The sequence below is a fragment of the Streptomyces sp. NPDC046831 genome (assembly GCF_040645305.1).
Lineage (GTDB): Bacteria > Actinomycetota > Actinomycetes > Streptomycetales > Streptomycetaceae > Streptomyces.
The window spans coordinates 53,917-78,994 of sequence record NZ_JBEYXZ010000009.1 but is presented as its reverse complement, the minus strand read 5'-3'; the positions used below and the strand labels follow the sequence as shown (position 1 = coordinate 78,994).

Genomic DNA, 25,078 nt, shown 5'->3' with positions numbered 1-25,078 from the left:
GTCCTCCACCCCATCCGATTTTTCAGAACCCGACCCGTCCCGAACCACCCGTTCGTGGGACTTGTGAGAGAGCGTGCCCTGTGGCTGACGTACCTGCCGATCTTGCCGCAGTGTGGCCGCGAGTACTCGAGCAGCTCCTGGGGGAGGGGCGCGGACAGGGTGTCGAGACCAAGGACGAGCACTGGATCCGGCGCTGCCAGCCACTGGCTCTGGTCGCGGACACCGCCCTGCTCGCCGTGCCGAACGAGTTCGCGAAGGGCGTCCTGGAAGGCCGCCTCGCCCCGATCGTCAGCGAGACCCTGAGCCGCGAGTGCGGCCGCCCGATCCGCATCGCGATCACCGTCGACAGCTCCGTCGGCGAACCGCACACCCCGGCGCCGGCCGCGCCGTCGCGCTACGAGGAGCAGCACCTCCCCTCGAACCAGGGCGGATACGAGGGGTACGGGCGCCACCGGGCCGACGACCGTCGCGGCGGCCCCGACAGTCCCGGGGGCCGGGACGGCCGGCGTCCGGGCGCCGGCGGCGACCACCTGCTGCCTCCGCGCACGGGACCGCAGCCGGCCGACGGCACCGATCCGCTGCCGACCGCACGGCCCGCCTACCCCTCCGAGTACCAGCGCCCCGAGCCCGGCGCCTGGCCCCGCCCGTCGCACGACGACTACGGCTGGCAGCAGCAGCGGCTCGGCTTCCCCGAACGCGACCCGTACGCGTCGCCGGGGCAGGACGCCTACGGTTCCGCACAGGACACGTACGGCTCCGGGCCGGACTCCTACGGTCCCGCCCAGGACTCCTACGGCGCGGCTCAGGACTCCTACGCGCCGTCCGGGCAGGACGCGTACGCGCCGTCCCAGGACTACCGGCCGCAGCACCTGGACCGGCCGCCGTACGACCAGCAGCGCTCCGACTACGAGCCGTCACGCCCTGACTACGACCAGCGCGACCCCGTCCGCCGCGAGCGGTCCGAACCGCAGGCCGGCTCCGGGCACGTGCACCGCGGCGGCCCGGTGGGCCCGAACCTGCCCACCACCGGCGCTCCCGGACCGCTGGCCGCGCAGCCCGCGCCGGCGACCGGACCGGGTGAGCCGACCGCGCGCCTGAACCCGAAGTACCTCTTCGACACGTTCGTCATCGGCGCCTCCAACCGCTTCGCCCACGCCGCCGCGGTGGCCGTCGCCGAAGCGCCGGCCAAGGCGTACAACCCGCTGTTCATCTACGGGGAGTCCGGGCTCGGCAAGACGCACCTGCTGCATGCGATCGGCCACTACGCCCGCAGCCTGTACCCGGGCACGCGGGTGCGGTACGTGAGCTCGGAGGAGTTCACCAACGAGTTCATCAACTCCATCCGCGACGGCAAGGGCGACAGCTTCCGCAAGCGCTACCGGGAGATGGACATCCTGCTCGTCGACGACATCCAGTTCCTGGCGGACAAGGAGTCGACGCAGGAGGAGTTCTTCCACACGTTCAACACCCTCCACAACGCCAACAAGCAGATCGTCCTGTCCAGCGACCGGCCGCCCAAGCAGCTGGTGACGCTGGAGGACCGGCTGCGGAACCGTTTCGAGTGGGGTCTGATCACGGACGTCCAGCCGCCCGAGCTGGAGACGCGCATCGCGATCCTGCGCAAGAAGGCGGTCCAGGAGCAGCTCAACGCCCCGCCCGAGGTCCTGGAGTTCATCGCCTCGCGGATCTCGCGCAACATCCGCGAGCTGGAGGGCGCGCTGATCCGCGTCACCGCGTTCGCCTCGCTCAACCGGCAGCCGGTGGACCTGGGCCTGACGGAGATCGTCCTGAAGGACCTGATCCCCGGTGGTGAGGACAGCGCCCCGGAGATCACGGCCCCGGCCATCATGGCGGCGACCGCCGACTACTTCGGACTCACGGTCGAGGACCTGTGCGGGACCTCGCGCGGCCGCGCGCTGGTGACGGCCCGCCAGATCGCCATGTACCTGTGCCGTGAGCTGACCGACCTGTCACTGCCCAAGATCGGCGCGCAGTTCGGCGGCCGGGACCACACGACCGTGATGCACGCCGACCGCAAGATCCGCGCGCTGATGGCCGAGCGCCGTTCCATCTACAACCAGGTCACCGAGCTGACCAACCGCATCAAGAACGGCTGACGGCTGACGGCTGACGGCCGACGGCTCACGGCTGACGGCCGGGAAGACCGGCCGCGACCGCGAGGGCGCCCCGGGACCCGTTCCGGGGCGCCCTTCGTCGTACCCGGCCCTGTCCCCGCAGGCCCGACGGCCCGCCCGTCGCCTCCCTCGGCGGCCCGCGCCTGTTGCGACGCGCTCAGCCCGCCTCCCGGCGCCCGGGCCCGCCCGCGCCTTCCTCTCGCCAGCGCCTCGGCCCTCGTCGCCCGAAGACCCGCCCCTCCACCCCGTGGGACGCGCTCAGCCCGCTCCCGCCCCCGTCCGGCCCGTGCGAGCCTCTCGTGCTGTGCGTGCCCTCGCGCTCCCGCTGTTCGAATACCGGCCGGGTTACGGGCGCTCTCCACAGATTCGGCGACTTTCTGCGGTCCACATGCTGGGGATCCGGGAGTTGTCCAGACCGTGTCCACAGCCTGTGCGGTAGAAAGAGCGTCGGCCCAGCTCAACCGGCTGTGGAAGCGTGGACGAACGATCTCCACAGCCTGTGGACGAAGCGGCGGTCCACAGGCTGTGCACGACGTTGTCCACGGCCCGCCCACAGGGAACGGCCCGTTGTCCCCAGTGATCGGCGGCTTCTCCACATGGCTGTCCACTGTTCGGCAACCCGGAGCCGCTCCTCACCGCACCGAGTGAAAGCGGTCACACCGAGGTGCCGGATTGGGGTGTGGGAAACGTGGGTAAAACTGGGGACGCAGCTGGGGAGAAGTGCCTCCAACCTGTGGGCGGGGTGTGCAGAACTTCCCGTTCTCCACAGAGACCCCTGGTTGTCCACCGCCGCCACCCACAGGGGCCGTGGACAAAATTCACGCGCTGAGCTGGGCAAACGTGGTTATCCACGGTATCCACAGGCCCTACTACTACTCCCGACTAGAGAGAGCGCTGAATCCGTTTCGAAGAGGGCCCTGTGCACAACTCGCTCTCTCGAGCCCGGCTGCCCCTCGACCCGACTTGACCCCGACAGGCACCTACTGTCAGCGCGGTGCGTCAGACTGGTCCCCGGTGTCCTGCCCGTCGCAGAGGGCGGTGACACCGAGTCGGAGGACTCAGTAGCAACAGCAGGAGGCGGCTTACGGTGAAGATCCGGGTGGAACGCGACGTACTCGCGGAGGCAGTGGCCTGGGCGGCACGCAGCCTCCCGGCCCGTCCGCCGGCGCCTGTCCTCGCCGGCCTGCTGCTGAAGGCCGAGGACGGCCAGCTGAGCCTGTCGAGCTTCGACTACGAGGTCTCCGCTCGCGTGTCCGTCGAGGCCGAGGTCGAGGAGGAGGGCACGGTCCTCGTCTCCGGCCGTCTGCTCGCCGACATCTCCCGCGCCCTCCCCAACCGGCCGGTGGAGATTTCCACAGACGGTGTACGGGCGACCGTGGTCTGCGGCTCCTCGCGCTTCACCCTCCACACTCTGCCGGTGGAGGAGTACCCGGCGCTGCCGCAGATGCCGAACGCCACGGGCACGGTCCCCGGCGAGGTCTTCGCCTCCGCGGTGCAGCAGGTCGCCATCGCCGCCGGCCGCGACGACACGCTGCCCGTCCTCACCGGTGTGCGCATCGAGATCGAGGGCGAGTCCGTGACGCTGGCCTCCACCGACCGCTACCGCTTCGCGGTCCGCGAGTTCCTGTGGAAGCCGGAGAACCCGGACGCCTCCGCGGTCGCCCTGGTGCCCGCCAAGACGCTGCTGGACACCGCCAAGGCGCTCAGCGCCGGCGACACCGTCACCCTGGCGCTGTCGGGCTCGGGTGCGGGCGAGGGCCTCATCGGTTTCGAGGGCGCCGGGCGGCGCACCACCACGCGCCTGCTGGAGGGTGACCTCCCGAAGTACCGCACGCTGTTCCCGACGGAGTTCAACTCGGTCGCCGTCATCGAGACCGGCCCCTTCGTGGAGGCCGTCAAGCGCGTGGCCCTGGTCGCCGAGCGCAACACCCCGGTGCGGCTGAGCTTCGAGCAGGGCGTGCTGATCCTGGAGGCCGGCTCGAGCGACGACGCACAGGCTGTGGAAAGGGTGGACGCCCAGCTCGAGGGCGACGACATCTCCATCGCCTTCAACCCGACGTTCCTGCTGGACGGCCTCAGCGCCATCGACTCCCCGGTGGCCCAGCTCTCCTTCACGACGTCCACGAAGCCCGCGCTGCTCAGCGGCAGGCCGGCGGTGGACGCCGAGGCGGACGAGGCCTACAAGTACCTGATCATGCCGGTGCGGCTGAGCGGCTGAGCGGCTGAGCGGCTGAGCGGCTGAGCGGCCGGCGCCGCCCGCACCCGCCCCATGAGGAGCGGTGCCGGTCCGCCGCCCGCACGGCGCCTGTGGGCCGGTGCCGGGCACGCGGCGGACGGGGGCGTACGAGTGAGCGGGTATGCCCACAGATGTGCGTGAGGTCCCCCGCTGCCCGAAAGGCGTGGCAGGTACCCCCAGGCTTTAGGCTCGGACGCAGGTACGAAAGTGCCTGAACGCCACGTCGTGCAACCTAAGGAACGCAACTGATGGAGCTCGGTCTCGTCGGCCTCGGCAAGATGGGCGGCAACATGCGCGAGCGCATACGCCGCGCCGGCCACACCGTCATCGGATACGACCGCAACCCGGATCTCGCCGATGTCCACAGCCTGGAAGAACTGGTGGGCAAGCTCAGCGGCCCCCGCGTGGTCTGGGTGATGGTCCCGGCCGGAGAGCCCACCCAGAGCACGATCGACCAGCTGGCCGAGCTGCTCGAACCCGGTGACGTGGTCGTGGACGGCGGCAACTCCCGCTGGACGGACGACGAGAGGCACGCGGAGGAGCTGGCGGCCAAGGGCATCGGCTTCGTCGACTGCGGCGTCTCCGGGGGCGTCTGGGGCCTGGAGAACGGCTACGCGCTCATGTACGGCGGCGACAAGGAGAACGTCGCCAAGGTGCAGCCCGTCTTCGACGCCCTGAAGCCGGCGGGCGACTTCGGAGCGGTGCACGCCGGCAAGGTCGGCGCGGGCCACTTCGCGAAGATGGTCCACAACGGCATCGAGTACGCGATGATGCAGGCCTACGCCGAGGGCTGGGAGCTGCTGGAGAAGGTCGACTCCGTCACCGACGTGCGTGAGGTCTTCCGCTCCTGGCAGGAGGGCACGGTCATCCGCTCCTGGCTGCTCGACCTCGCGGTCGACGCCCTCGACGCCGACGAGCACCTGGAGCAGCTGAGGGGCTACGCGCAGGACTCCGGCGAGGGACGCTGGACCGTGGAGGCCGCGATCGACAACGCGGTGCCGCTGCCGGCGATCACCGCGTCGCTGTTCGCGCGGTTCGCCTCCCGCCAGGAGGACTCGCCCCAGATGAAGATGATCGCCGCGCTGCGCAACCAGTTCGGCGGCCACGCGGTCGAGAAGAAGTAGTCCACAGCCTGGGGGCGGCACCGTGCACCCCCAGGACAGACCCGGTTCGTCCACAGGCCGTGGACGAACCGGGGACACCCGAGGCACCACGTTGGGAGGTCGGCGAACGACCATGCACATCACGCATCTGTCGCTGGCCGACTTCCGCTCGTACCCGCGGGCGGAGGTACCGCTGGACCCGGGCGTGACGGCCTTCGTCGGCCCCAACGGACAGGGCAAGACGAACCTCGTCGAGGCCGTCGGCTACCTCGCGACCCTCGGCAGCCACCGCGTCGCCTCCGACGCGCCCCTGGTGCGCATGGGGGCGGACCGCGCGGTGGTCCGGGCGCAGGTGCGGCAGGGCGAGCGGCAGCAGCTGATCGAGCTGGAGATCAACCCGGGGCGGGCCAACCGCGCCCGTATCAACAGGTCCTCGCAGGTCAGGCCCCGTGACGTGCTGGGCATCGTGCGGTCCGTGCTGTTCGCCCCGGAGGATCTTGCGCTGGTCAAGGGGGATCCCGGCGAGCGGCGCAGCTTCCTCGACGGGATGATCACCGCCCGTTCCCCCCGCATGGCCGGCGTGCGCTCCGACTACGAGCGGGTCCTCAGGCAGCGCAACACCCTGCTGAAGTCGGCGGCGCTGGCCCGGCGACACGGCGGCCGCTCGATGGACCTGTCCACACTCGACGTGTGGGACCAGCACCTCGCGCGCGCGGGCGCCGAGCTGCTGGCCCAGCGCCTGGACCTGATCGGCGCGCTCCAGCCGCTGGCCGACAAGGCGTACGAGCAGCTGGCGCCGGGCGGCGGGCCGGTCGCCCTGGAGTACAAGTCGTCCGCCCCCGGTGAGGCGCACACCCGCGACGATCTGTTCGTCCAGCTCCTGTCGGCGCTCGCCGAGGCCCGCAAGCAGGAGATCGAACGAGGTGTGACCCTCGTGGGGCCGCACCGGGACGACCTGCTCCTCAAGCTCGGTCAGCTGCCCGCCAAGGGATACGCCTCACACGGCGAGTCCTGGTCGTTCGCGCTGGCGCTGCGTCTGGCCTCCTACGACCTGCTGCGCGCCGAGGGCAACGAGCCGGTGCTGATCCTGGACGACGTCTTCGCCGAACTGGACGCCCGCAGGCGCGAGCGCCTGGCCGAACTGGTCGCGCCCGGCGAGCAGGTGCTGGTGACGGCCGCCGTCGACGACGACGTGCCGCACGTGCTGACCGGAACGCGCTTCGCCGTGTCCGGCGGGGCGGTGGAGCGGGTATGAGCGGCGAGGACCCGACCCCGAGGAAGAGTGCGGAGCCCTCCGGCGTCGACCTGGCGCGGGTGGCGCTGAGGGCGGCGAAGGAGGCGGCCCGGGCGCGGGGGGACGCCACGCGGCAGCGCAAGCAGGCCCGGCGCGGGGGCCTGCGCTCGGGCGCGCGGGCGGACGGCCGCGATCCCATGGCGCTGGGCGCGGCGATCAACCGGCTGCTGACCGAGCGGGGCTGGGAGGCCCCGGCCGCGGTGGGCGGCGTCATGGGGCGCTGGCCGCAGATCGTCGGCGCGGACGTGGCCAAGCACTGCGTGCCGGAGCGGTACGACGAGGACGAGCGGGTGCTGACCGTGCGCTGCGACTCCACGGCCTGGGCGACGAACCTGCGCCTGCTCGCGCCGACGCTCGTCGCCCGCCTCAACGAGGACCTGGGGCACGGCAGGGTGCAGTTGATCAAGGTGCTCGGGCCGGGCGGTCCCGCCCGCCGCTACGGTCCCCTGAGGGCTCCGGGCAGCACCGGACCCGGCGACACGTACGGGTGACAGACCTCACACTGAGCGGTCACGACGGCCCGGCCGGGAACCCGTCCGGGCTGTTCGTCATGGAACCGCACACCCTTGCGGGAACCGACCTGACCCGCGAGGAGCGAGGGGTTGACGTCCAGAAGCTCTGAGTGCCGCTGTGAGCCTCTTGGAGCCCCCTTCCGCATATCGGGACCCGGCCGAGACCGGTTCAGGGCGGCACATGCGGACTCAGGTACCGGCAAACCCCCATCACTGTCAGTGCTACCGGTAGACTGGAAGACAATCCCGCCCCGCCTGTGGGGACCGCCCGGGAAAAGCTGAGCAACGCTGAACAAGGCTTACCAACGCAACATGCCGCAGCCGCTCCGGCAACCTGCCGCCGAGCCCGGCTCGTGCTGTGCCAGAAAGGGCGCTTCGTGGCCGATTCCGGCAACCCCAACGAGAACATCCCGTCCACCGACGCCGGCGTGAACGGGGCCGCATCCTCGAACGGTGAGGTCACGGCCTCGTACGACGCCAGCGCCATCACTGTCCTCGAGGGTCTGGACGCAGTCCGCAAGCGACCCGGTATGTACATCGGTTCCACCGGTGAGCGCGGCCTGCACCACCTCGTGTACGAGGTCGTCGACAACTCCGTCGACGAGGCGCTGGCCGGCCACGCCGACACCATCGACGTGACGATCCTGGCCGACGGCGGCGTCCGCGTCGTCGACAACGGCCGCGGCATCCCGGTGGGCATCGTTCCCTCCGAGGGCAAGCCGGCCGTCGAGGTCGTACTGACCGTGCTGCACGCGGGCGGCAAGTTCGGTGGCGGCGGCTACGCGGTCTCCGGCGGTCTGCACGGCGTCGGCGTCTCGGTTGTGAACGCCCTGTCGACGAAGGTCTCCGTCGAGGTCCGGACCGACGGCCACCGCTGGACGCAGGACTACAAGATGGGCGTCCCGACGGCCCCGCTGGCCAAGCACGAGGCGACGGACGAGACCGGCACCTCGGTCACCTTCTGGGCCGACGGCGACATCTTCGAGACCACCGAGTACTCGTTCGAGACGCTGTCGCGGCGCTTCCAGGAGATGGCGTTTCTCAACAAGGGCCTGACCATCAGGCTCACGGACGAGCGGGAGTCGGCGAAGGCCACCACCGGCGCGGACGAGGCGGGCGCCGACGTGAAGGACGAGGTCAAGTCCGTCACGTACCACTACGAGGGCGGCATCGTCGACTTCGTGAAGTACCTCAACTCCCGCAAGGGGGACGTGGTCCACCCCTCCGTCATCGACATCGAGGCCGAGGACAAGGACAAGCTCCTGTCCGTCGAGGTCGCGATGCAGTGGAACAACGGCTACAGCGAGGGCGTGTACTCCTTCGCCAACACCATCCACACCCACGAGGGCGGCACGCACGAGGAGGGCTTCCGCGCCGCGCTGACCTCGCTGATCAACAAGTACGCGCGGGACAAGAAGCTGCTGCGCGACAAGGACGACAACCTCACCGGCGACGACATCCGCGAGGGCCTGACCGCGATCATCTCGGTCAAGCTGGGCGAGCCGCAGTTCGAGGGCCAGACCAAGACCAAGCTGGGCAACACCGAGGCCAAGACCTTCGTCCAGAAGATCGTCTACGAGCACCTCACCGACTGGCTCGACCGCAACCCGAACGAGGCCGCGGACATCATCCGCAAGGGCATCCAGGCGGCCTATGCGCGCGTCGCGGCCCGCAAGGCCCGGGACCTCACCCGCCGCAAGGGCCTGCTGGAGAGCGCGTCCCTGCCGGGCAAGCTGTCGGACTGCCAGTCCAACGACCCGGCCAAGTGCGAGATCTTCATCGTCGAGGGCGACTCCGCCGGCGGCTCGGCGAAGTCCGGCCGCAACCCGGAGTACCAGGCGATCCTCCCGATCCGCGGCAAGATCCTCAACGTCGAGAAGGCCCGCCTCGACAAGATCCTGCAGAACCAGGAGATCCAGGCGCTGATCTCCGCCTTCGGCACGGGCGTGCACGAGGACTTCGACATCGACAAGCTCCGCTATCACAAGATCATCCTGATGGCGGACGCCGACGTCGACGGCCAGCACATCAACACCCTGCTGCTGACCTTCCTGTTCCGCTTCATGCGGCCGCTGGTCGAGGCCGGCCACGTGTTCCTCTCCCGCCCCCCGCTCTACAAGATCAAGTGGGGCAAGGACGACGTCGAGTACGCGTACTCCGACCGTGAGCGCGACGCGCTGCTGGAGCTGGGCCGCCAGCGCGGCAAGCGGGTCCGGGAGGACTCGATCCAGCGCTTCAAGGGCCTCGGCGAGATGAACGCCGAGGAGCTGCGCGTGACCACGATGGACCAGGAGCACCGGGTCCTCGGCCAGGTCACCCTCGACGACGCCGCCCAGGCCGACGACCTGTTCTCGGTCCTCATGGGCGAGGACGTCGAGGCCCGCCGCGCGTTCATCCAGCGCAACGCCAAGGACGTCCGCTTCCTCGACATCTGAGTCGGTCTCAGCTGACCGCACCAGGAAGGATCCTCACCAGCAATGGCCGACGAGAACACCCCTGTCACCCCTGAAGAGGGCGGCGAACTCGCGATGCGCGTCGAGCCCGTCGGGCTCGAGACGGAGATGCAGCGCTCGTACCTGGACTACGCGATGTCCGTCATCGTGTCCCGTGCGCTGCCCGACGTCCGCGACGGTCTCAAGCCCGTCCACCGCCGCGTCCTGTACGCCATGTACGACGGCGGCTACCGCCCCGAGCGCGGTTTCTACAAGTGCGCCCGCGTCGTCGGCGACGTCATGGGCAACTACCACCCGCACGGCGACTCCTCGATCTACGACGCGCTGGTCCGCCTCGCGCAGCCGTGGGCGATGCGGATGCCGCTGGTGGACTCCAACGGCAACTTCGGCTCCCCGGGCAACGACCCCGCGGCGGCCATGCGGTACACCGAGTGCAAGATGGCGCCGCTGTCGATGGAGATGGTCCGCGACATCGACGAGGAGACCGTCGACTTCACGGACAACTACGACGGCCGCTCCCAGGAGCCGACCGTCCTGCCGTCCCGCTTCCCGAACCTGCTGATCAACGGCTCCGCCGGTATCGCGGTCGGCATGGCGACCAACATCCCGCCGCACAACCTGCGCGAGGTCGCCGCCGGCGCCCAGTGGTACCTGGAGAACCCCGAGGCCTCGCACGAGGAGCTGCTCGACGCGCTCATCGAGCGCATCAAGGGCCCCGACTTCCCGACCGGCGCCCTCGTGGTGGGCCGCCGGGGGATCGAGGAGGCGTACCGCACCGGCCGCGGCTCCATCACCATGCGCGCGGTCGTCGAGGTCGAGGAGATCCAGAACCGCCAGTGCCTGGTGGTCACGGAGCTGCCCTACCAGGTCAACCCCGACAACCTCGCGCAGAAGATCGCCGACCTGGTGAAGGACGGCAGGATCGGCGGCATCGCGGACGTCCGCGACGAGACGTCGTCCCGCACGGGTCAGCGCCTGGTCATCGTCCTCAAGCGGGACGCGGTCGCCAAGGTCGTCCTGAACAACCTCTACAAGCACACCGACCTGCAGACCAACTTCGGCGCCAACATGCTGGCGCTGGTCGACGGCGTGCCGCGCACCCTGTCCCTGGACGCGTTCATCCGCCACTGGGTGACGCACCAGATCGAGGTCATCGTCCGCCGGACCCGCTTCCGGCTGCGCAAGGCCGAGGAGCGCGCCCACATCCTGCGCGGTCTGCTGAAGGCCCTGGACGCCATCGACGAGGTCATCGCCCTGATCCGGCGCAGCGACACCGTCGAGATCGCCCGCGGCGGGCTGATGAGCCTGCTGGAGATCGACGAGATCCAGGCCAACGCCATCCTCGAGATGCAGCTGCGGCGACTGGCCGCCCTGGAGCGTCGGAAGATCGTCCAGGAGCACGACGAACTCCAGGCGAAGATCAACGAGTACAACGAGGTCCTGGCCTCCTCGGTGCGCCAGCGCGGCATCGTCCGGGAGGAGCTGGCGGCGCTCGTCGAGAAGTTCGGCGACGACCGCAAGACCAAGCTGATCCCGTACGAGGGCGACATGTCCATCGAGGACCTCATCGCCGAGGAGGACATCGTCGTCACGGTCACCCGCGGCGGCTACGTCAAGCGCACCAAGACCGACGACTACCGCGCCCAGAGGCGCGGCGGCAAGGGCGTGCGGGGCGCGAAGCTGAAGGAAGACGACATCGTCGACCACTTCTTCGTGTCCACCACGCACCACTGGCTGCTGTTCTTCACCAACAAGGGCCGGGTCTACCGGGCCAAGGCCTACGAGCTGCCGGACGCCGGCCGGGACGCGCGCGGACAGCACGTGGCCAACCTGCTCGCCTTCCAGCCGGACGAGGCGATCGCCGAGATCCTCGCCATCCGCGACTACGAGGCGGCACCGTACCTGGTACTGGCCACCAAGGCCGGCCTGGTCAAGAAGACGCCTCTGAAGGATTACGATTCGCCTCGCTCCGGCGGTGTCATCGCCATCAACCTCCGCGAGCGGGAGGACGGTTCCGACGACGAGCTGATCGGCGCCGAACTGGTCTCGGCCGACGACGACCTGCTGCTGATCAGCAAGAAGGCGCAGTCGATCCGGTTCACGGCCTCCGACGACACCCTGCGTCCCATGGGCCGTGCCACCTCGGGCGTCAAGGGCATGAGTTTCCGCGAGGGCGACGAACTGCTCTCGATGAATGTCGTCCGACCCGGTACGTTCGTCTTCACTGCCACCGACGGTGGGTACGCGAAGCGGACCCGTGTCGACGAGTACCGCGTCCAGGGCCGCGGCGGCCTCGGCATCAAGGCCGCCAAGATCGTCGAGGACCGCGGTTCGCTCGTGGGGGCGCTGGTGGTCGAGGAGACCGACGAGATCCTCGCCATCACACTGTCGGGCGGTGTGATTCGTACGCGAGTCAACGAGATCAGGGAGACGGGCCGTGACACCATGGGCGTCCAACTGATCAACCTGGGCAAGCGCGATGCCGTCGTCGGCATCGCTCGTAACGCCGAGGCGGGACGCGAGGCGGAGGAAGTCGACGGCGACGTGGCCGTGGACGAGACCGCGGAGGACGCCGCGACCAACGGCACGGACGAGGGCGAGGCGCCCTCGGCCGAGTAGTACGAGGAGAGAGTGATCGTGAGCGGAGCCACGGGCGCCGGGTCGGCCGGTACCCCCACGGGTACGGAAGCGGACGGCGGCGGCCGTGGCTCCGCCGCGCAGGCGACGGACCCGCACACGACCAACCTGAAGGCGATCAAACCGTCCGCGCCCGACTCGCACGCGCCCGACCCGCACACGACCAACCTCAAAGCGATCAAGCCGTCCGCGTCCGACTCGCACGCGCCCGACACGCACGCATCCCAGGGGGGAACGGTGACGGACACCCGAGGCCCGCAGGCCCAGCAGGCGGCCTCCGGCCAGACGGTCGGGCCGCAGTCGGCCTCCCCGCTGCCGGGCGAGCGCCAGCCGCAGCAGCAGACGGGGCCCTACCACCCGCCCCAGGCCTACCAGGCGGGCGCGGTGCGCCGGCCCCGTACGGGCGCCACGACGACCCCGCGGACCCGCAAGGCGCGGCTGCGGGTGGCCAAGGCCGACCCGTGGTCGGTGATGAAGATGAGCTTCCTGCTCTCCATCGCGCTGGGCATCTGCACGATCGTGGCCGCCGCCGTGCTGTGGATGGTGCTGGAGGCGATGGGCGTCTTCTCCACCGTCGGCGGCACCATCTCGGAGGCGACCGGCTCGAACGAGTCGAACGGCTTCGACCTGCAGTCCTTCCTGTCCCTGCCGCACGTGCTGATGTTCGCGTCGATCATCGCGCTCATCGACGTCGTCCTCGCCACGGCGCTCGCGACCCTCGCCGCGTTCATCTACAACCTCTCCGCCGGTTTCGTCGGCGGAGTCGAGCTGACGCTGGCCGAGGACGAGTGAGGATCCGCGGGCACCGGCGCCCGGCAACCGATTTTGGGACTGACCACGTCGTGCGCTAATCTTCAGGAGTCAGCGCGCGGGGCACACCGCAGAGCGCGGCGGGGCTATAGCTCAGTTGGTTAGAGCGCATCCCTGATAAGGATGAGGCCACAGGTTCAAATCCTGTTAGCCCCACCAGCGAGAAGACCCCCGGTCCACTTGGGCCGGGGGTCTTCTCACACCCACACGGGACACCAGCAGCGGCGGTCAGCCGGTGAGTGGGCCTTCCAACAGCTCGGCAAGGGGGCGGAGCCGTGCAGCTCACGGTGCACTGGTCGGACCTGTGGGCGCCCGCTTCGCTGATCGTTCTGAGCGCCGTCCTCAGCTGGGTGACGGGTCGGAGGCGGCGGACAGCGGTCAGGCAGGGCTCACGGACTCACTGGGAATGGCTGCCGTTCATGTTCGGGCTGACCACGGCCCTCGGAGAGCTGTCACTCCTTCTCGGCCTGCCCGATCCCTGGACCACGGTCATTGACGTGCTTGCCCGCGCGTTCGCTCTCACCACTGTGTTCATGGTGTTCCGGATTTTTTGCATCCTTGCGCTGCGCGGCGCTCGGCGGGTGCTCCGACGTCGAGGCGGGACCACCGACAACTGACCGCGACTGCTGGACGGACGGATCTGCCGGAGGGCCGGCGCCGTTGCGTGCCAGCCGCTTCGCGTCGCCGTCGCCGGTCAGGAGAGTCGGAGTCCGGCTTCCGGAACCGGGCCGCTCGGGGGCCGGACGGTCCCTGCCGCAGCCTTCGTCCGGCCCGTAAAGTGCCTGCCTCCGGAGCCTCGGTGTGCCTAGACTCGGCGAATGACCTTGGAATGGGAACAGGTGATTGTCCACTCGGTCGATCCGGCTGCCCTGGGGCAGTGGTGGGCCACCGCTCTCGGTTGGGTCGTGGTGCACTCCTCCGACGAGGAGTTCGAGATCCGCCCGGAGCCGGATCGCCTGCCCGGGTTGGACTTCGTCCGGATCGAGGAGAGCAAGAAGGCCAAGAGCCGGCTGCATCTGGACTTCAGGCCCGACGACCAGGACGCCGAGGTGGCCCGCCTCGAGGCTCTCGGCGCGAAGCGTGTCGACATCGGCCAGGGCGAGCAGTCGTGGGTCGTCATGGCAGACCCCGAGGGCAACGAGTTCTGTGTCCTCGGCCAACGGCGTCAGTGAGGTTCCACCCCTACCGGCGCCGCCGACGGGAAGACCCCCGGTCCACCTGGACCGGGGGTCTTCGTCGTCCAGGGCTCGCGGCGGGTCGCGGCACGAATTCCTGGGTCCGCCCGGCGTCGCATGCGCGTCACGCGAGGATCACGCCGACGTGACGCCCCCTCTTCCAGGATGGCGAGGGATGGAAGAAGTCCTCGGCATGCGCGCGGCCACGTGCGCCCCGCGCCGGGACTTCCTCGTCGAGGAATGGAGACACCCATGCGAAAAGGGAAGACGCTGGCCGTCGCCGCAACGATCGCACTGGCTGCGGGGGCGACCGCGGTCTCTGCTTCGCAGGCCTCTGCAGTTCAGACCCAGACGTGCCGGCTGGCCGGGGGCACGTTGTCGGGACAGGGCTTCAACCCCGGCACGACGGCGTACCCGGTCACGCGCGGGGGGACGTCCCTCGGCACCGTCTCGGGGCAGGGCGGTAGTTTCCAAACGTCTCTGGCGGGCGGGGGCCCGGTCTCCGTGGCGGGCGTGCAGTGCTCCGCGCCGGCAGGTGAGGCCGCGGGAGCAGGGGGAGCGACAGCGGCCCAGGCAGCAGCCGCACAGGCAGCAGCCGCACAGGCGGTGAGGAGGGGCGCGACCCCCGCGCAGGCCGCCGCAGCCGCCCGAGCCGCAGCACCCGGCGTACCGCAGACGGTGATCAACAACGTGGTGAACACCGCGATCCAGAACAACACCCAGAACGTGACGAACGTCAACCTCCCGGGCACAGGCACCCAGACTCCGGCCACCGGCACCGGCACCGGCACCGGCACGGGCACCGAGGGCACCGGCACAGGTACGGGCACCGGCACCGGCACCGGCACCGAGGGGACCGGTACGGGCACCGGCACGGGTACCGAGGGGACCGGTACGGGCACCGGCACGGGTACCGAGGGGACCGGTACGGGCACCGGCACGGGTACCGAGGGGACCGGTACGGGCACCGGTACGGGCACCGGCACGGGTACCGAGGGCACCGGCACGGGTACGGGCACCACGACCCCGTCGGGTACGGGCACCACGACCCCGTCGGGTACGGGCACCACGACCCCGTCGGGCACGGGGACCACCACTCCGTCGGGCACGGGCACCACGACCCCGTCGGGCACGGGCACCACGACCCCGTCGGGCACGGGGACCACCACTCCGTCGGGCACGGGCACCACGACCCCGTCGGGTACCACCACGGCCCCGTCGGGTACGGGCATCAGTAGCAACCCGAGCGCGACCACGGGGACCGCCGGCACTCAAGCGCCCCCGGCGATGTAGCCACGAGGCAGCAGTGCCGACCGCGGTGGTGAGGCGGCTGTCCGCCTCACCACTGTCGTGTGTCCGGAATTCCCGCATGACGAAAAGATCCCCGGTCGCGATGACCGGGGATCTTCCAGGGTCGAGGCGGTGCTGTACGCGAGATCGCCGTTCTGTCATGGGTTCCGGATGGCGGCACCGGGGTGCCGCCTCGGCGCTGTCAGCGCTGAAGGGGAATCGTCGGTCTGACCGGCGGTGCGTCGGATACGCACAGGGGGTCGGTCATCTGGGCGGACGCTTCAGCCGTGGGGCGGTGCCGGCAGCTGGGGCTCTTTCCGTGGGCCTCGGCGCGGATGCGCTGTTTCATCGTGGGGGGCAGTGACCTGGCGTGAACGCGGGACCATGGGGATGTCGGTTGGGCCGGCACCGGAACCGTGCTCTTCGGTGCCGTCTCGGGCTGCGACGCGGTGGGCGCCGCGGCGGCGGTCGTCGTGGTGAATCCGAGCGCCGCGCACAGCGCGAGGAAGACGGTGACGATGGTGGTCCACACCTTCATGACCTTGCTCTGGTCCATGGCCCCTCACTTTCGGGTCGGGCGATTTGCGTACGTTGCCCATCATGTGTATGCGGGCCGCGAAGTGTTGGACCGACGCCCGCGACACCGGGATCTTCGGATGAACACCACTCGTATGGACGCATAGAGTCAGAAAACGTAAGAACAAGGGCGGGATCTGCCATAAGTCACCGTGCGTGGAGGTGCGATCACCCTCCGATCGGATCGGCGCGATGCTCGCCGACGGCGCGGTCGGCACCGGGAGTTGGGGCCCGACTCAGGTCACCGATCGGTATCGGCCGGTGTGTATAGTCGGGCGCCAGAGGTCCCCTACGTCAAGGAAAGACGAGGTCGCGCGGTGAAGAAGCTTCTCCTGGTCGCACTGGCCGCCATCGGCGGGCTCCTCGTGTACCGCCAGATCCAGGCGGATCGCGCCGAGCAGGATCTGTGGACGGAGGCGACTGACTCCGTGCCCACGGGTTCGTGAGTACCTGCATCCCGATCTGAACAGACCCCGGCCGCCTCGCGGTCGGGGTTTTGTGTTGCCGGGGCCGGCCGGGGCCGGGCTCTCGTGTTGCGCGGTGGGGGCGCCTCGGGTAGCGCGTCGCCGCGGCAGGCCGCGGGCCGGACACATCAGCGGATTGTGCGGATGGCGTACCGCCGCACGGGGCAGGATGGGCGACGTCCCGGAGCGACGAGGGGGAGGTGCGCGTGATGGTGCGGCGTACGGGGGGACGGCGCGCGGGGACCGGACGCGGCCGGTGCGGCCGCCCGGCCGGCGCCGCCGGCACGGCCGTGGCCGCGGCGGCGTTCTCCCTGGTGGTGGCGGTCCCCGGGTACACCGCGGTCGCGGCCGGGACACCGGAACCGTACTCCTTCGCCGACGGCGCCCGGTCCGTCACCGGCGCGACGAGCCCCGCCGGCGCCGAACGCCTCGAGCCCGGTCGCGCCTACACCAGCTCCCTGCCGGCCCACGGCAAGGTCTACTACCGCCTCGACCTCGACGACACCTCGAGCGCGTACGTCTCCGCGACCGCTGTGCCCCGGCCCGGCACCACGGTCGCCGCGACCGACGGGTTGCGGGTGTCGGTCCAGGCCGCCGACGGCACCTCCTGCTCCTTCCAGAGCGCCCGCTTCGGCGCGAGCCACAGCCCGCACCCGATCGCCGCCTGGGGAGCGCGCGAGGTCCTCCCCGGCCGGGTGCTGTGCCAGGGCGCCGGCACCTTTCACGTGGTCGTCGAACGCACCGACGCCAGGGGCTCGTCACCGGACGACTGGGCCCTGGAACTGGCCCCCGTGGCGGAACCGCCCCTGGAACGGACCGGCGCGAGCAGGGCGCCCGGGACATGGGACTCGGCCTCGCCCGCGCCGGTCACCGGTAAGCCGGTGGAACGGGCGGGCGGCGGCGGGTTCGCCACGGCGAGCCGGGTGGGCCAGGGGGTCTGGCAGGCCCGGCTGCGGCCCGGGCAGACGCTCTTCTACGCGGTGCCGGTCGACTGGGGGCAGCAGCTCAACGCCCTTGCCGAGCTGGGTGGTTCCAGCGGCGGCCGGGGCTACGTCAGCGGAGCGCTGACCCTGTCCCTCTACAACCCGGCCCGGGGCTCCGTCGCGGACGCGAGCGACGGCTACGACGGGCGGCAGGCGTCCGCCGCGTCCCCGCCGCTGCCGCCCGTGGCCTACTCGAACCGCTTCGGCTTCTCCGACCAGATGAAGGCCACGCGGTTCGCCGGCTGCTACTACCTGGTGGTGCACCTGGCCGGGAAGACGGCCGAACAGTTCGGGGACGGGCCCTTCGAGCTGACCCTGCGCGTCCGGCTCGGCGGCGCGGCGCGGTCCGGGCCCGGATACGCGGGGCAGTCCACGCCGCGGGACCTGTTCGCGGTCACCTCCCGGGACCGGGCCGCGGCGACGGCCGACGGGACCGGGGCACCCGATGAGACCGCGCTGCGGGCGCTGGCGGTGGGCGGGATCGGTGCCGGAACGGTCCTGCTGGCCGGGCTAGGAGTGTGGACCGCTGTGACCAGGCGCCGGGCGCGGGCCTGACCGGGCCCGGCCTCACAGGCGCGTCAGAGCCCAGAGGCCCACGGCGTAGCACGCCAGCGCGAGGAGCAGCAGCGGGACAGCGACCGCGCGGGGCGGGCCGGGGCGACGGGGGCGCGCGGCTCGGTGCCGGGACGGCCTGCGCCCCGGCGTGCGCTCCGGGGGCGGGTGGGGCACGGTCGGCGCCTGTGGGACCTCGGCCGTGTACTCGGCGGTGGAGGTGTCGCCGTCCTGCCGTGACGTCGGCGCCGGGTGGCTCGGCGGTGAACCGCGGTGAGGCAGGGGATCGGTCGGGTCGTGGGGGGAGAAGCGCGGTGAGGCGGGAACCTCGGGTGGGAGCGGAGGGCTGAACCCGGGTCGGGGCGCCGCGGGGGACTCGGCGTCGAGCGTGTGCTGCGGCCACGGACGCCCGGGCTCGGGCCGTCGGGGCCGCGGCGAACCGTCCTGGCCGGCGGGGGACCGCGGTACGGAGCCGGTTGCCTGGGGCGGAGGCAGGTGGAAGCTGCCGGTGTCCGACATCGTGGACGGCCCGGTGGGAGGGGACGCGGAGGCGTCGAGTGGCGGGGCGGGGGAGGCCGGGGCGCCGGTGGAATTCCCGCCCGGGATGTGCGGGGCGTGCGGGGTGTGGCGGATCGGGTCGTGCGGGGCGTGCGGGGTGTGGCCGATCGGGTCGTGCGGGGCGTGCGGGGTGTGGCCGATCGGGTCGTGTGAGGCGTGCGGGGTGTGGCCATCGAGGTCGTGCCGTGCGGGGCCGCCCGGTTCCCGGCGGGCGTGACGGCTCGGATCGAGTGGGGCGTCGCCGCCCGCCCCCGGCTGGGCCGATCGGCCGGTATCGCCCCGGCTTCCGGCGCCGTGGCCGCTCTGCGGCCCTGATTCCGGGCCACTGTGCGATCTTGTGTGGCGGCCGTCGCGTGGCACCGAGTCGTGACCGCTGCCGCGCTGGGGGACCGCGTCCCGGCTTTCCGCACCGCCGGCGCTTCCGGTGCCGTCGCCCCGGCCCACGTCCCGGCCGCTTTCCGTTTCATCGAGGCGCCGCGGAACCGGGTCCTGGCCGCTGCCCGTGCCGTCGCCACCCTGGCGGCCCGCCTCGCGGCCGCTCCGGACCCCGTCGCCACCGTGGCGGCCCCCGTGACGGCCGCTCCCCGCGCCGCCGCTGCTCCCTGTGCCGCCCTCGTCCCGCCGCCCCGTGTCGCGGTCTGCCCCGGTGTCATGGGCGAAACCGTTCTCCGCACCGGCCGGCGCGTCACGTCCCTCCCCCTCCCCGGGCGCGAAGGCCCGCTCCTCCGACGATCGCGGCGCCTCCAGGTCCCCCGTCCGGGCTGCTCCCCCGGCTCCCGTCCACGCCGCCCTGGTGCGTGCCGCTCCGGTCGAGCCCGTCGCCCCGCCCGTGTGCACCACCGCCACCCCCGGGCTGCGTTCGAGCGGGCCGTCGAGGGCGAAACCCGGGGGGAGCGGGCCGACTTGGTCGAAGATCTCGACGAGTTCGTCGTCGGGCCCCGGCTCGGGGAGGAGTTCGGCGGCCGCGGCCAGCGCCCTGCGCGCACCCGTCGCCGTACGGAACCGGGCCGCCGGATCCGGTTGCAGCAGCGCGGCCACGACCTGCCACAGGGGCTCGGGGATGCCCTTCGGCGCGCCCGGCGTGCCGTGCTCGGTGAAGTACTCGACGAGGGCCTTGGCGTCGGGCTTCGCGCCCTCCAGGAGGTAGAGGGCGACCAGGCCGACGGCGAACAGGTCCGCCGGGAAGTCCGGCTCCGCGCCCATCATCTGCTCCGGAGCGAGGTAACCCGGCGTCCCCACCACGAGGTTGGTCTCCGTCAGCCGTGGCTCGCCCAGCCGCATCGCAATGCCGAAGTCGGACAGGCGCAGCCGGGGACGGCCGGTGCCGGTGGCCTCCAGCAGCACGTTGGCGGGCTTGATGTCACGGTGCACCACGCCCTCCGCGTGGACCGCGGCCAGCCCCGACAGCAACTGGTCGAGCAGGGTGCAGACGAACACCGGGGGCAGCGGCCCGTAGTCCCCGACCAGGTGGACCAGTGATCCACCGGTCACCAGGTCCATCGTGAACAGGACCTTGTCGTCGTCGGCGGCCCAGCTGGCCGGCGCGAGCACATGGGGGTGGTCGATCCGCAGGGCCTGTTCCCGCACGAAGCGGAGCAGGGAGTGCGCGTCGCGCTGCTGCAGGACCTTGGCGGCCACGTACCGGCGGCGGCGGTGGTCCCAGGCGCGCCAGACCGCGCCGACCCCGCCGCGTCCGATCGGGTCGACCAGCTCGTACCGGCCGGCGAAGACCTCACCCATGGCTGTGCGTCGCTCCTCCCCCAAAGACCTGCGCGTCCGGTGCGACCGGCGGGTCCGGTACTGACCGTGCGGTCCGTGCGGTCACCTGCCCTGCGCCGGTGCCCGCAGAGCGGTGCGGCTCCCGTTCCGGGCGGGCCGTGCGCCGTCTGCCGGGCCGGCGTGCCGCCCCCTCGGCGTCCGCCCGGCGGCCGATCCCCCCGTGGTGGCCCGGGCGGTGGGTTTCAGCTCTGGTGCACCTGGTAGTGCGCGACCGCGTCGGAGGTGCGGCCGGCGCCGTACACGCGGAGGAACTCGGCCAGTTCGGGGTGGGTCGGGGCGAGGGAGTCCGCCGCGTCGATGATGTCCCCGGCGGCGGCGACGGAGCGCAGCAGCGACTGGATCTCACGCACCACGCGCTTCACCGTGGGCGCACCCGAACTGCCCGCCGTCTGCGTGGTGTTGCTGAGCACCGAGCCCCCCTGCGACCGCTTGATCTCGTCCATGCGCTCGGTGGCCTCCGCCGCGCTGACGCTGCCGTCCGCCACCTGCGCCGCCAGCTCCTGCAGCAACTGCACCCGCTGCACCACCGCGGGATTGCCGATCTTCGCGCGCTGGCCGCTCATCAGCTGCGACAGCATCGGTGCGGACAGTCCCAGTACCCCCGCCAGACGGGCCTGGTTGAGCCCCAGGTCGTCTATGAGCTTGCGGAAGAGCGCCCCCAGCGGCTCCCCGTACCAGTTCCGCTGCAGTTCCCGCGCTCTCGCGGTGGCTTCCTGCTGTGCGGCGTCCATTGCGTCTCCCCATCGCTTCCCCAGGTACCGAGGTTCGCTCCAGCGAACCACGCGGAGCATCTTACGGAGAGTGGTCGGCCACGGGGACCCCTAATCCTTTTGCGGAATCGGGGGGGTGACCCGGTACTCTGGTCTGCGGCGCCCGACCGGTACGCGGTTCCCCCGGCCGGACGCTCCCGTTCACGGGGCCTTAGCTCAGTTGGTAGAGCGCTGTCTTTGCATGGCAGATGTCAGGGGTTCGACTCCCCTAGGCTCCACGTACGAAAGCTCCCCCGCGTGTCCACGACCGTGGCGTGCGGGGGAGCTTTTCTCGTGTGTATCGGCCGGTCAGTGACGGTCAGCCCTTCTCGTCGCGGTCGGCGGCCTCCTCCTCGGCCTCCTTCTCCTGGACCTGGGGGTCCAGCACGGCCTGGCCGCTGCCGTCCACCGACGTCAGTCCGCCGGACTCGGGGACCTCGGTCGCCGCGGGCGGCTCGACCAGCCAGTCGGGGTTGGCCTGCTTGTCCCACCACTTCCACGCCGCGAAGGCGCCGCCGGCGAGGGCACCCGCCACCACGAGCGCCTTCACCACGCGTCCGGCCCTCGCCCGCCGCTCCTGGCGCCGGACCAGCCGGAGGATCTCCCGCGGCGGGACCTGGCCGCGCAGCGCGACCAGTGCAGCGGCGCCGCGTGCGGCGGCCTCCTCCTTGACCGGCGCGGCCGCGGCCACGGCCTGCTCGATCTTCGGGCGGGAGTACTCGGCGGCCTGCCGCGCGGCCTTGCGGGTGCGCGCGGCGGCTTCCTGGGCGGCCTGGTCGACCTTCGGCGGCACGTAGGCGAGAGCCTGCTCCACTCGGGGAGCGACGTGGGCGCCGTACTGGGCGCGGGCCTGGCCGGCGGCCAGCGACACCTTCGGCGCGAGCCGTACACGTGCCTCGTGTGCGTAGTGTGCGGCCCTCTCCTTGGCTGTGTCGGCGTAGGGCGCCACCACGTCCGCGGCGTGCAGCACGCTCTCCTTCGCCGAGCCGGTCGCGGCGCGCACGCTGTCAATGCGGGTCACGGGTTCCTCCTCCTCGGTGGCGTACGGTGATTCGACTTTCCGCCCTTTTGCGGATCATGCCTGCCGACGGACACGGCGGCATGCGAGAGACGGCATCCGGGTCACCGGTGACGGCTCCGGTCCCCCGCCGGCTCTTCCGATCAAGCCACTGCCCGAGAGACGATCGAGGGACGATCCAGTGCAATTGCGGATGAACAAGGGGCAACGTGATCCCGTGGTCGACAATGCCACGGATTGACGCTCCGCGCTTGCATCCCGCGAGTATCGAAAGGGGTTTTCCGCAACCGAATTCGGCGGATCCGTGCCGGGAAGCAGTCGCCGGGCGACGCACGGCGCGGGCCGTGCGAGGATCGGGGGGCACAGGAAGACAACGGAAGGCAGAACGTGGCTGAGCAGCTCTACGCCACCCTGAAGACCAACCACGGCGACATCGACGTCCGGCTCCTGCCGAACCACGCCCCGCAGACGGTCAAGAACTTCGTCGAGCTCGCCCAGGGCGAGCGGGAGTGGACCCACCCCGCCACCGGCGAGAAGTCCACGGCGAAGCTCTACGACGGCACGGTCTTCCACCGGGTGATCAGCGGTTTCATGATCCAGGGCGGTGACCCGCTGGGCAACGGCACCGGCGGTCCCGGTTACCAGTTCGGGGACGAGTTCCACCCGGACCTCTCGTTCGACAAGCCCTACCTGCTGGCGATGGCCAACGCCGGTCCGGGCACCAACGGCTCGCAGTTCTTCATCACCGTCGCCCCGGCGACGTGGCTGAACCGCAAGCACACCATCTTCGGTGAGGTCGTCGACGCGGCGAGCCAGAAGGTCGTGGACTCCATCGCGACCACGCAGACCAACCCGCGCACCGACCGTCCGCTCAACGACGTCGTCATCGAGTCGGTCGTGGTGGAGACCCGCCAGGGCTGAGCCCGAGAGGTCCCCGAGGGAACCAAACGCCCCGCTCGTCCGTATGGATGGGCGGGGCGGTGCATTGCACACGATGACGAGGGGATCGGCATGGAACAGGCGCCAGGCAACCCGCAGGGCCCGCAGGACGCCCACGTACTGCCCACCTGCTACCGCCACCCCGGCCGTGAGACCGGCGTGCGCTGCACCCGCTGCGAGCGGCCCATCTGCCCGGAGTGCATGGTGAGCGCCTCGGTGGGTTTCCAGTGCCCGGACTGCGTCCGCTCCGGGTCCGGGACGGGCCACGCCCCGGACGCCTCCCGGCCGCGCACGCTCGCGGGCGGCAGGGTGAGCTCCGACCCGCGGCTGGCCACCAAGATCCTCATCGGTGTGAACCTGGCCCTGTACCTCGCCCAGCTCGTGGTCGGCGCCCGCTTCACCGACCGGCTGGACCTGATCGGCCAGGCGTACGTCCCGTCGCTCGGCTCACCGCAGGGGATCGCGCAGGGCCAGTGGTACCGGCTGCTGACGTCGATGTTCCTGCACGGCGGCCACCTGCACATCCTGTTCAACATGCTCAGCCTGTGGTGGATCGGCGGCCCGCTGGAGGCGGCCCTCGGCCGGGCCCGCTACCTCGCGCTCTACTTCACCGCGGGGCTGGCGGGCAGTGCCCTCACCTATCTGATCGCCGCCCCGAACCAGCCCTCGCTCGGGGCCTCCGGCGCGATCTTCGGTCTCTTCGGCGCGACCGCGATCCTGATGCGCCGGCTGAACTACGACATGCGGCCGATCATCGCTCTGCTGGTGATCAACCTGATCGTCACCTTCGGGTGGAGCAACATCGCCTGGCAGGCGCACATCGGTGGCCTGGTCGCCGGTGCCGTGGTGGGCTACGCGATGGTCCACGCCCCGCGCCGGCACCGGGACCTGATCCAGTACGGGGTCTGTGCCCTGGTGCTGGGGGTCGCGGTGGTCCTTGCCCTGGTGAGAACGGCCCAGCTGGCCTGAGGCCGAACCGTTGTCCACAGCGTGTGCCGGGTCCTGTGCACACGGTGCGGGAACATCTGTGCCTCTGTTCGCTCACCTGTGTCTGTGCAGGTCAGAGGTGATGTGCTGGGATCTTCCCGATGTGGTGCGACAGTCGTACCGGCGTCAATGCTCAACGGGTTATCCACAGATCGGCTGGCTTTTCCCCAGGTGAGTGTGGAAATTCGACCGGAGCTGTGGATAACTCGTCGGACGACCCCCGGCAGGGCTCCGTTCAACGAGAAACCGACCCCGATTCTCACGGCGCGCGACGGTCCTCAGGTGCCTGCTTCCCAGCCGGGGCGGGCCCACGGGCGACTTCGCCCCGGCCGTGATTCTCTTCCCCGGCCGAAGAGGAACCGCAGATCACCCCATGTGCGGACCAAAGGGTCACCGCGGCGAAAGGGGAACCCACCGCTCTCCCGTCCGGGAGGCCGTCACTTCCACTGGGTGGAGACGGCGAACCCGGCGGCGATGAAGCCGAAGCCCACCACGATGTTCCAGTTGTCCAGGGCGTCGACGGGCAGCGAGCCGTCGGTCACGTAGAAGACGACGATCCAGGCCAGGCCGATGAGGAACATGGCCAGCATGACGGGCGCGACCCAGCTGCGGCTCTCCAGCTTGATGCTCGCAGCCTGCTTCGCCGGCGGCGGCGTGTAGTCGGCCTTCTTGCGGATACGTGACTTCGGCACGAGGGTCTCTCCTGTCGATGCGCTGCGTGGCCGCGCAGGGAACTGGGCTGGCTCGGGGCAGCGTACAAGGGGACGCTGAGCACTTTCCCGGGCGTCCGTTAGCGTAGTGCTTCCGTGGCGCCGAAGGAGATAAGGG

The 25,078-nt window shown here is 70.9% G+C and carries 21 protein-coding genes and 2 tRNA genes; 18 read left to right on the top strand and 5 right to left on the bottom strand.

What is annotated here, in order from left to right; all coding sequences use genetic code 11:
- The first annotated feature begins 80 nt into the window (after positions 1 to 80).
- The 13 genes from dnaA to ABZ920_RS11010 all read left to right on the top strand — a co-directional run bounded on the left by dnaA (position 81) and on the right by ABZ920_RS11010 (position 15,648).
- Positions 81 to 2,117, top strand: coding sequence for a chromosomal replication initiator protein DnaA (gene dnaA, locus ABZ920_RS11070; protein ID WP_361501642.1), 2,037 nt, complete (start codon positions 81 to 83; stop codon positions 2,115 to 2,117).
- 1,105 nt (positions 2,118 to 3,222) lie between these two features.
- The gene (gene dnaN, locus ABZ920_RS11065; RefSeq protein WP_361501639.1) at positions 3,223 to 4,353 is read left to right on the top strand and encodes a DNA polymerase III subunit beta; all 1,131 of its coding nucleotides are present in this window, start codon (positions 3,223 to 3,225) and stop codon (positions 4,351 to 4,353) included.
- A gap of 266 nt (positions 4,354 to 4,619) precedes the next feature.
- A complete protein-coding gene (gnd, locus tag ABZ920_RS11060) occupies positions 4,620 to 5,495 on the top strand; it encodes a phosphogluconate dehydrogenase (NAD(+)-dependent, decarboxylating) (protein WP_361501636.1) in 876 nt (291 codons plus the stop codon).
- Between the two features lie 112 nt (positions 5,496 to 5,607).
- The gene (gene recF / locus ABZ920_RS11055) at positions 5,608 to 6,729 is read left to right on the top strand and encodes a DNA replication/repair protein RecF (RefSeq protein ID WP_361501633.1); all 1,122 of its coding nucleotides are present in this window, start codon (positions 5,608 to 5,610) and stop codon (positions 6,727 to 6,729) included.
- Positions 6,726 to 7,259, top strand: coding sequence for a DciA family protein (locus ABZ920_RS11050; protein WP_361501630.1), 534 nt, complete (start codon positions 6,726 to 6,728; stop codon positions 7,257 to 7,259). The genes recF and ABZ920_RS11050 overlap by 4 nt, the downstream gene beginning before the upstream one ends.
- Positions 7,256 to 7,390: a hypothetical protein gene (locus ABZ920_RS11045; protein ID WP_361501627.1), complete on the top strand. Its 135-nt coding sequence runs from the start codon at positions 7,256 to 7,258 to the stop codon at positions 7,388 to 7,390. Before ABZ920_RS11050 ends, ABZ920_RS11045 begins: the two co-directional genes overlap by 4 nt.
- Before the next feature lie 243 nt (positions 7,391 to 7,633).
- On the top strand, positions 7,634 to 9,715 hold the full coding sequence (gene gyrB / locus ABZ920_RS11040; RefSeq protein WP_361501624.1) for a DNA topoisomerase (ATP-hydrolyzing) subunit B: 2,082 nt from the start codon (positions 7,634 to 7,636) through the stop codon (positions 9,713 to 9,715).
- 42 nt (positions 9,716 to 9,757) lie between these two features.
- Positions 9,758 to 12,352 carry a DNA gyrase subunit A gene (gene gyrA, locus ABZ920_RS11035; RefSeq protein WP_361501622.1) on the top strand — a complete coding sequence of 865 codons (2,595 nt, stop codon included), beginning with the start codon at positions 9,758 to 9,760 and terminating at the stop codon, positions 12,350 to 12,352.
- 18 nt (positions 12,353 to 12,370) lie between these two features.
- A complete protein-coding gene (locus tag ABZ920_RS11030) occupies positions 12,371 to 13,162 on the top strand; it encodes a DUF3566 domain-containing protein (protein ID WP_361501619.1) in 792 nt (263 codons plus the stop codon).
- Between the two features lie 100 nt (positions 13,163 to 13,262).
- Positions 13,263 to 13,339 (top strand) — tRNA-Ile (locus ABZ920_RS11025).
- A gap of 116 nt (positions 13,340 to 13,455) precedes the next feature.
- Positions 13,456 to 13,797 (top strand): hypothetical protein, encoded by a 342-nt coding sequence (locus tag ABZ920_RS11020; protein WP_361501616.1) that lies wholly within the window; start codon positions 13,456 to 13,458, stop codon positions 13,795 to 13,797.
- 201 nt (positions 13,798 to 13,998) lie between these two features.
- Entirely contained in the window at positions 13,999 to 14,352 is a 354-nt protein-coding gene (locus ABZ920_RS11015) for a VOC family protein (RefSeq protein ID WP_361501613.1), read from the top strand.
- Positions 14,353 to 15,033: 681 nt separating this feature from the next.
- Complete coding sequence (locus tag ABZ920_RS11010) at positions 15,034 to 15,648, top strand: hypothetical protein (RefSeq protein ID WP_361501610.1); 615 nt, start codon at positions 15,034 to 15,036, stop codon at positions 15,646 to 15,648.
- 199 nt (positions 15,649 to 15,847) lie between these two features.
- Here the strand turns inward: ABZ920_RS11010 and ABZ920_RS11005 are convergent, their stop codons facing one another.
- A complete protein-coding gene (locus tag ABZ920_RS11005) occupies positions 15,848 to 16,201 on the bottom strand; it encodes a DUF6344 domain-containing protein (RefSeq protein WP_361501608.1) in 354 nt (117 codons plus the stop codon).
- Positions 16,202 to 16,538: 337 nt separating this feature from the next.
- On the opposite strand from ABZ920_RS11005, the gene ABZ920_RS11000 reads away from it, so the two are divergent.
- Both ABZ920_RS11000 and ABZ920_RS10995 read left to right on the top strand, forming a co-directional pair.
- Complete coding sequence (locus tag ABZ920_RS11000) at positions 16,539 to 16,667, top strand: DLW-39 family protein (protein WP_003999697.1); 129 nt, start codon at positions 16,539 to 16,541, stop codon at positions 16,665 to 16,667.
- A 227-nt stretch (positions 16,668 to 16,894) separates the two neighbouring features.
- On the top strand, positions 16,895 to 18,223 hold the full coding sequence (locus ABZ920_RS10995; protein WP_361501605.1) for a hypothetical protein: 1,329 nt from the start codon (positions 16,895 to 16,897) through the stop codon (positions 18,221 to 18,223).
- Between the two features lie 12 nt (positions 18,224 to 18,235).
- On the opposite strand, the gene ABZ920_RS10990 is transcribed toward ABZ920_RS10995, so the two are convergent.
- A complete protein-coding gene (locus ABZ920_RS10990) occupies positions 18,236 to 20,518 on the bottom strand; it encodes a protein kinase (RefSeq protein ID WP_361501602.1) in 2,283 nt (760 codons plus the stop codon).
- A gap of 221 nt (positions 20,519 to 20,739) precedes the next feature.
- Complete coding sequence (locus ABZ920_RS10985) at positions 20,740 to 21,288, bottom strand: DNA-binding protein (RefSeq protein WP_361501600.1); 549 nt, start codon at positions 21,286 to 21,288, stop codon at positions 20,740 to 20,742.
- 184 nt (positions 21,289 to 21,472) lie between these two features.
- Between ABZ920_RS10985 and ABZ920_RS10980 the strand changes: the two genes are divergently transcribed.
- Positions 21,473 to 21,545: transfer RNA gene (locus ABZ920_RS10980), tRNA-Ala, on the top strand.
- Positions 21,546 to 21,625: 80 nt separating this feature from the next.
- Here the strand turns inward: ABZ920_RS10980 and ABZ920_RS10975 are convergent.
- Positions 21,626 to 22,327 (bottom strand): DUF5324 family protein, encoded by a 702-nt coding sequence (locus ABZ920_RS10975; protein ID WP_361501597.1) that lies wholly within the window; start codon positions 22,325 to 22,327, stop codon positions 21,626 to 21,628.
- Between the two features lie 384 nt (positions 22,328 to 22,711).
- Here ABZ920_RS10975 and ABZ920_RS10970 point away from each other — a divergent pair, with 384 nt between their 5' ends.
- Complete coding sequence (locus tag ABZ920_RS10970) at positions 22,712 to 23,245, top strand: peptidylprolyl isomerase (protein ID WP_361501594.1); 534 nt, start codon at positions 22,712 to 22,714, stop codon at positions 23,243 to 23,245.
- Positions 23,246 to 23,335: 90 nt separating this feature from the next.
- A complete protein-coding gene (locus ABZ920_RS10965; RefSeq protein WP_361501592.1) occupies positions 23,336 to 24,232 on the top strand; it encodes a rhomboid family intramembrane serine protease in 897 nt (298 codons plus the stop codon).
- 455 nt (positions 24,233 to 24,687) lie between these two features.
- Here the strand turns inward: ABZ920_RS10965 and crgA are convergent, their stop codons facing one another.
- Positions 24,688 to 24,942 (bottom strand): cell division protein CrgA, encoded by a 255-nt coding sequence (gene crgA / locus ABZ920_RS10960; protein ID WP_361501589.1) that lies wholly within the window; start codon positions 24,940 to 24,942, stop codon positions 24,688 to 24,690.
- Between the last annotated feature and the right edge of the window lie 136 nt (positions 24,943 to 25,078).

Coding starts and splice junctions, on each gene's coding strand:
- gnd (WP_361501636.1), top strand. CDS start 4,620: ATGGAGCTCGGTCTCGTCGGCCTCGGCAAGATGGGCGGCAACATGCGC.
- recF (WP_361501633.1), top strand. CDS start 5,608: ATGCACATCACGCATCTGTCGCTGGCCGACTTCCGCTCGTACCCGCGG.
- ABZ920_RS11050 (WP_361501630.1), top strand. CDS start 6,726: ATGAGCGGCGAGGACCCGACCCCGAGGAAGAGTGCGGAGCCCTCCGGC.
- gyrA (WP_361501622.1), top strand. CDS start 9,758: ATGGCCGACGAGAACACCCCTGTCACCCCTGAAGAGGGCGGCGAACTC.
- ABZ920_RS11015 (WP_361501613.1), top strand. CDS start 13,999: ATGACCTTGGAATGGGAACAGGTGATTGTCCACTCGGTCGATCCGGCT.
- ABZ920_RS11005 (WP_361501608.1), bottom strand. CDS start 16,201: ATGGACCAGAGCAAGGTCATGAAGGTGTGGACCACCATCGTCACCGTC.
- ABZ920_RS10995 (WP_361501605.1), top strand. CDS start 16,895: ATGGTGCGGCGTACGGGGGGACGGCGCGCGGGGACCGGACGCGGCCGG.
- ABZ920_RS10990 (WP_361501602.1), bottom strand. CDS start 20,518: ATGGGTGAGGTCTTCGCCGGCCGGTACGAGCTGGTCGACCCGATCGGA.
- ABZ920_RS10985 (WP_361501600.1), bottom strand. CDS start 21,288: ATGGACGCCGCACAGCAGGAAGCCACCGCGAGAGCGCGGGAACTGCAG.
- ABZ920_RS10965 (WP_361501592.1), top strand. CDS start 23,336: ATGGAACAGGCGCCAGGCAACCCGCAGGGCCCGCAGGACGCCCACGTA.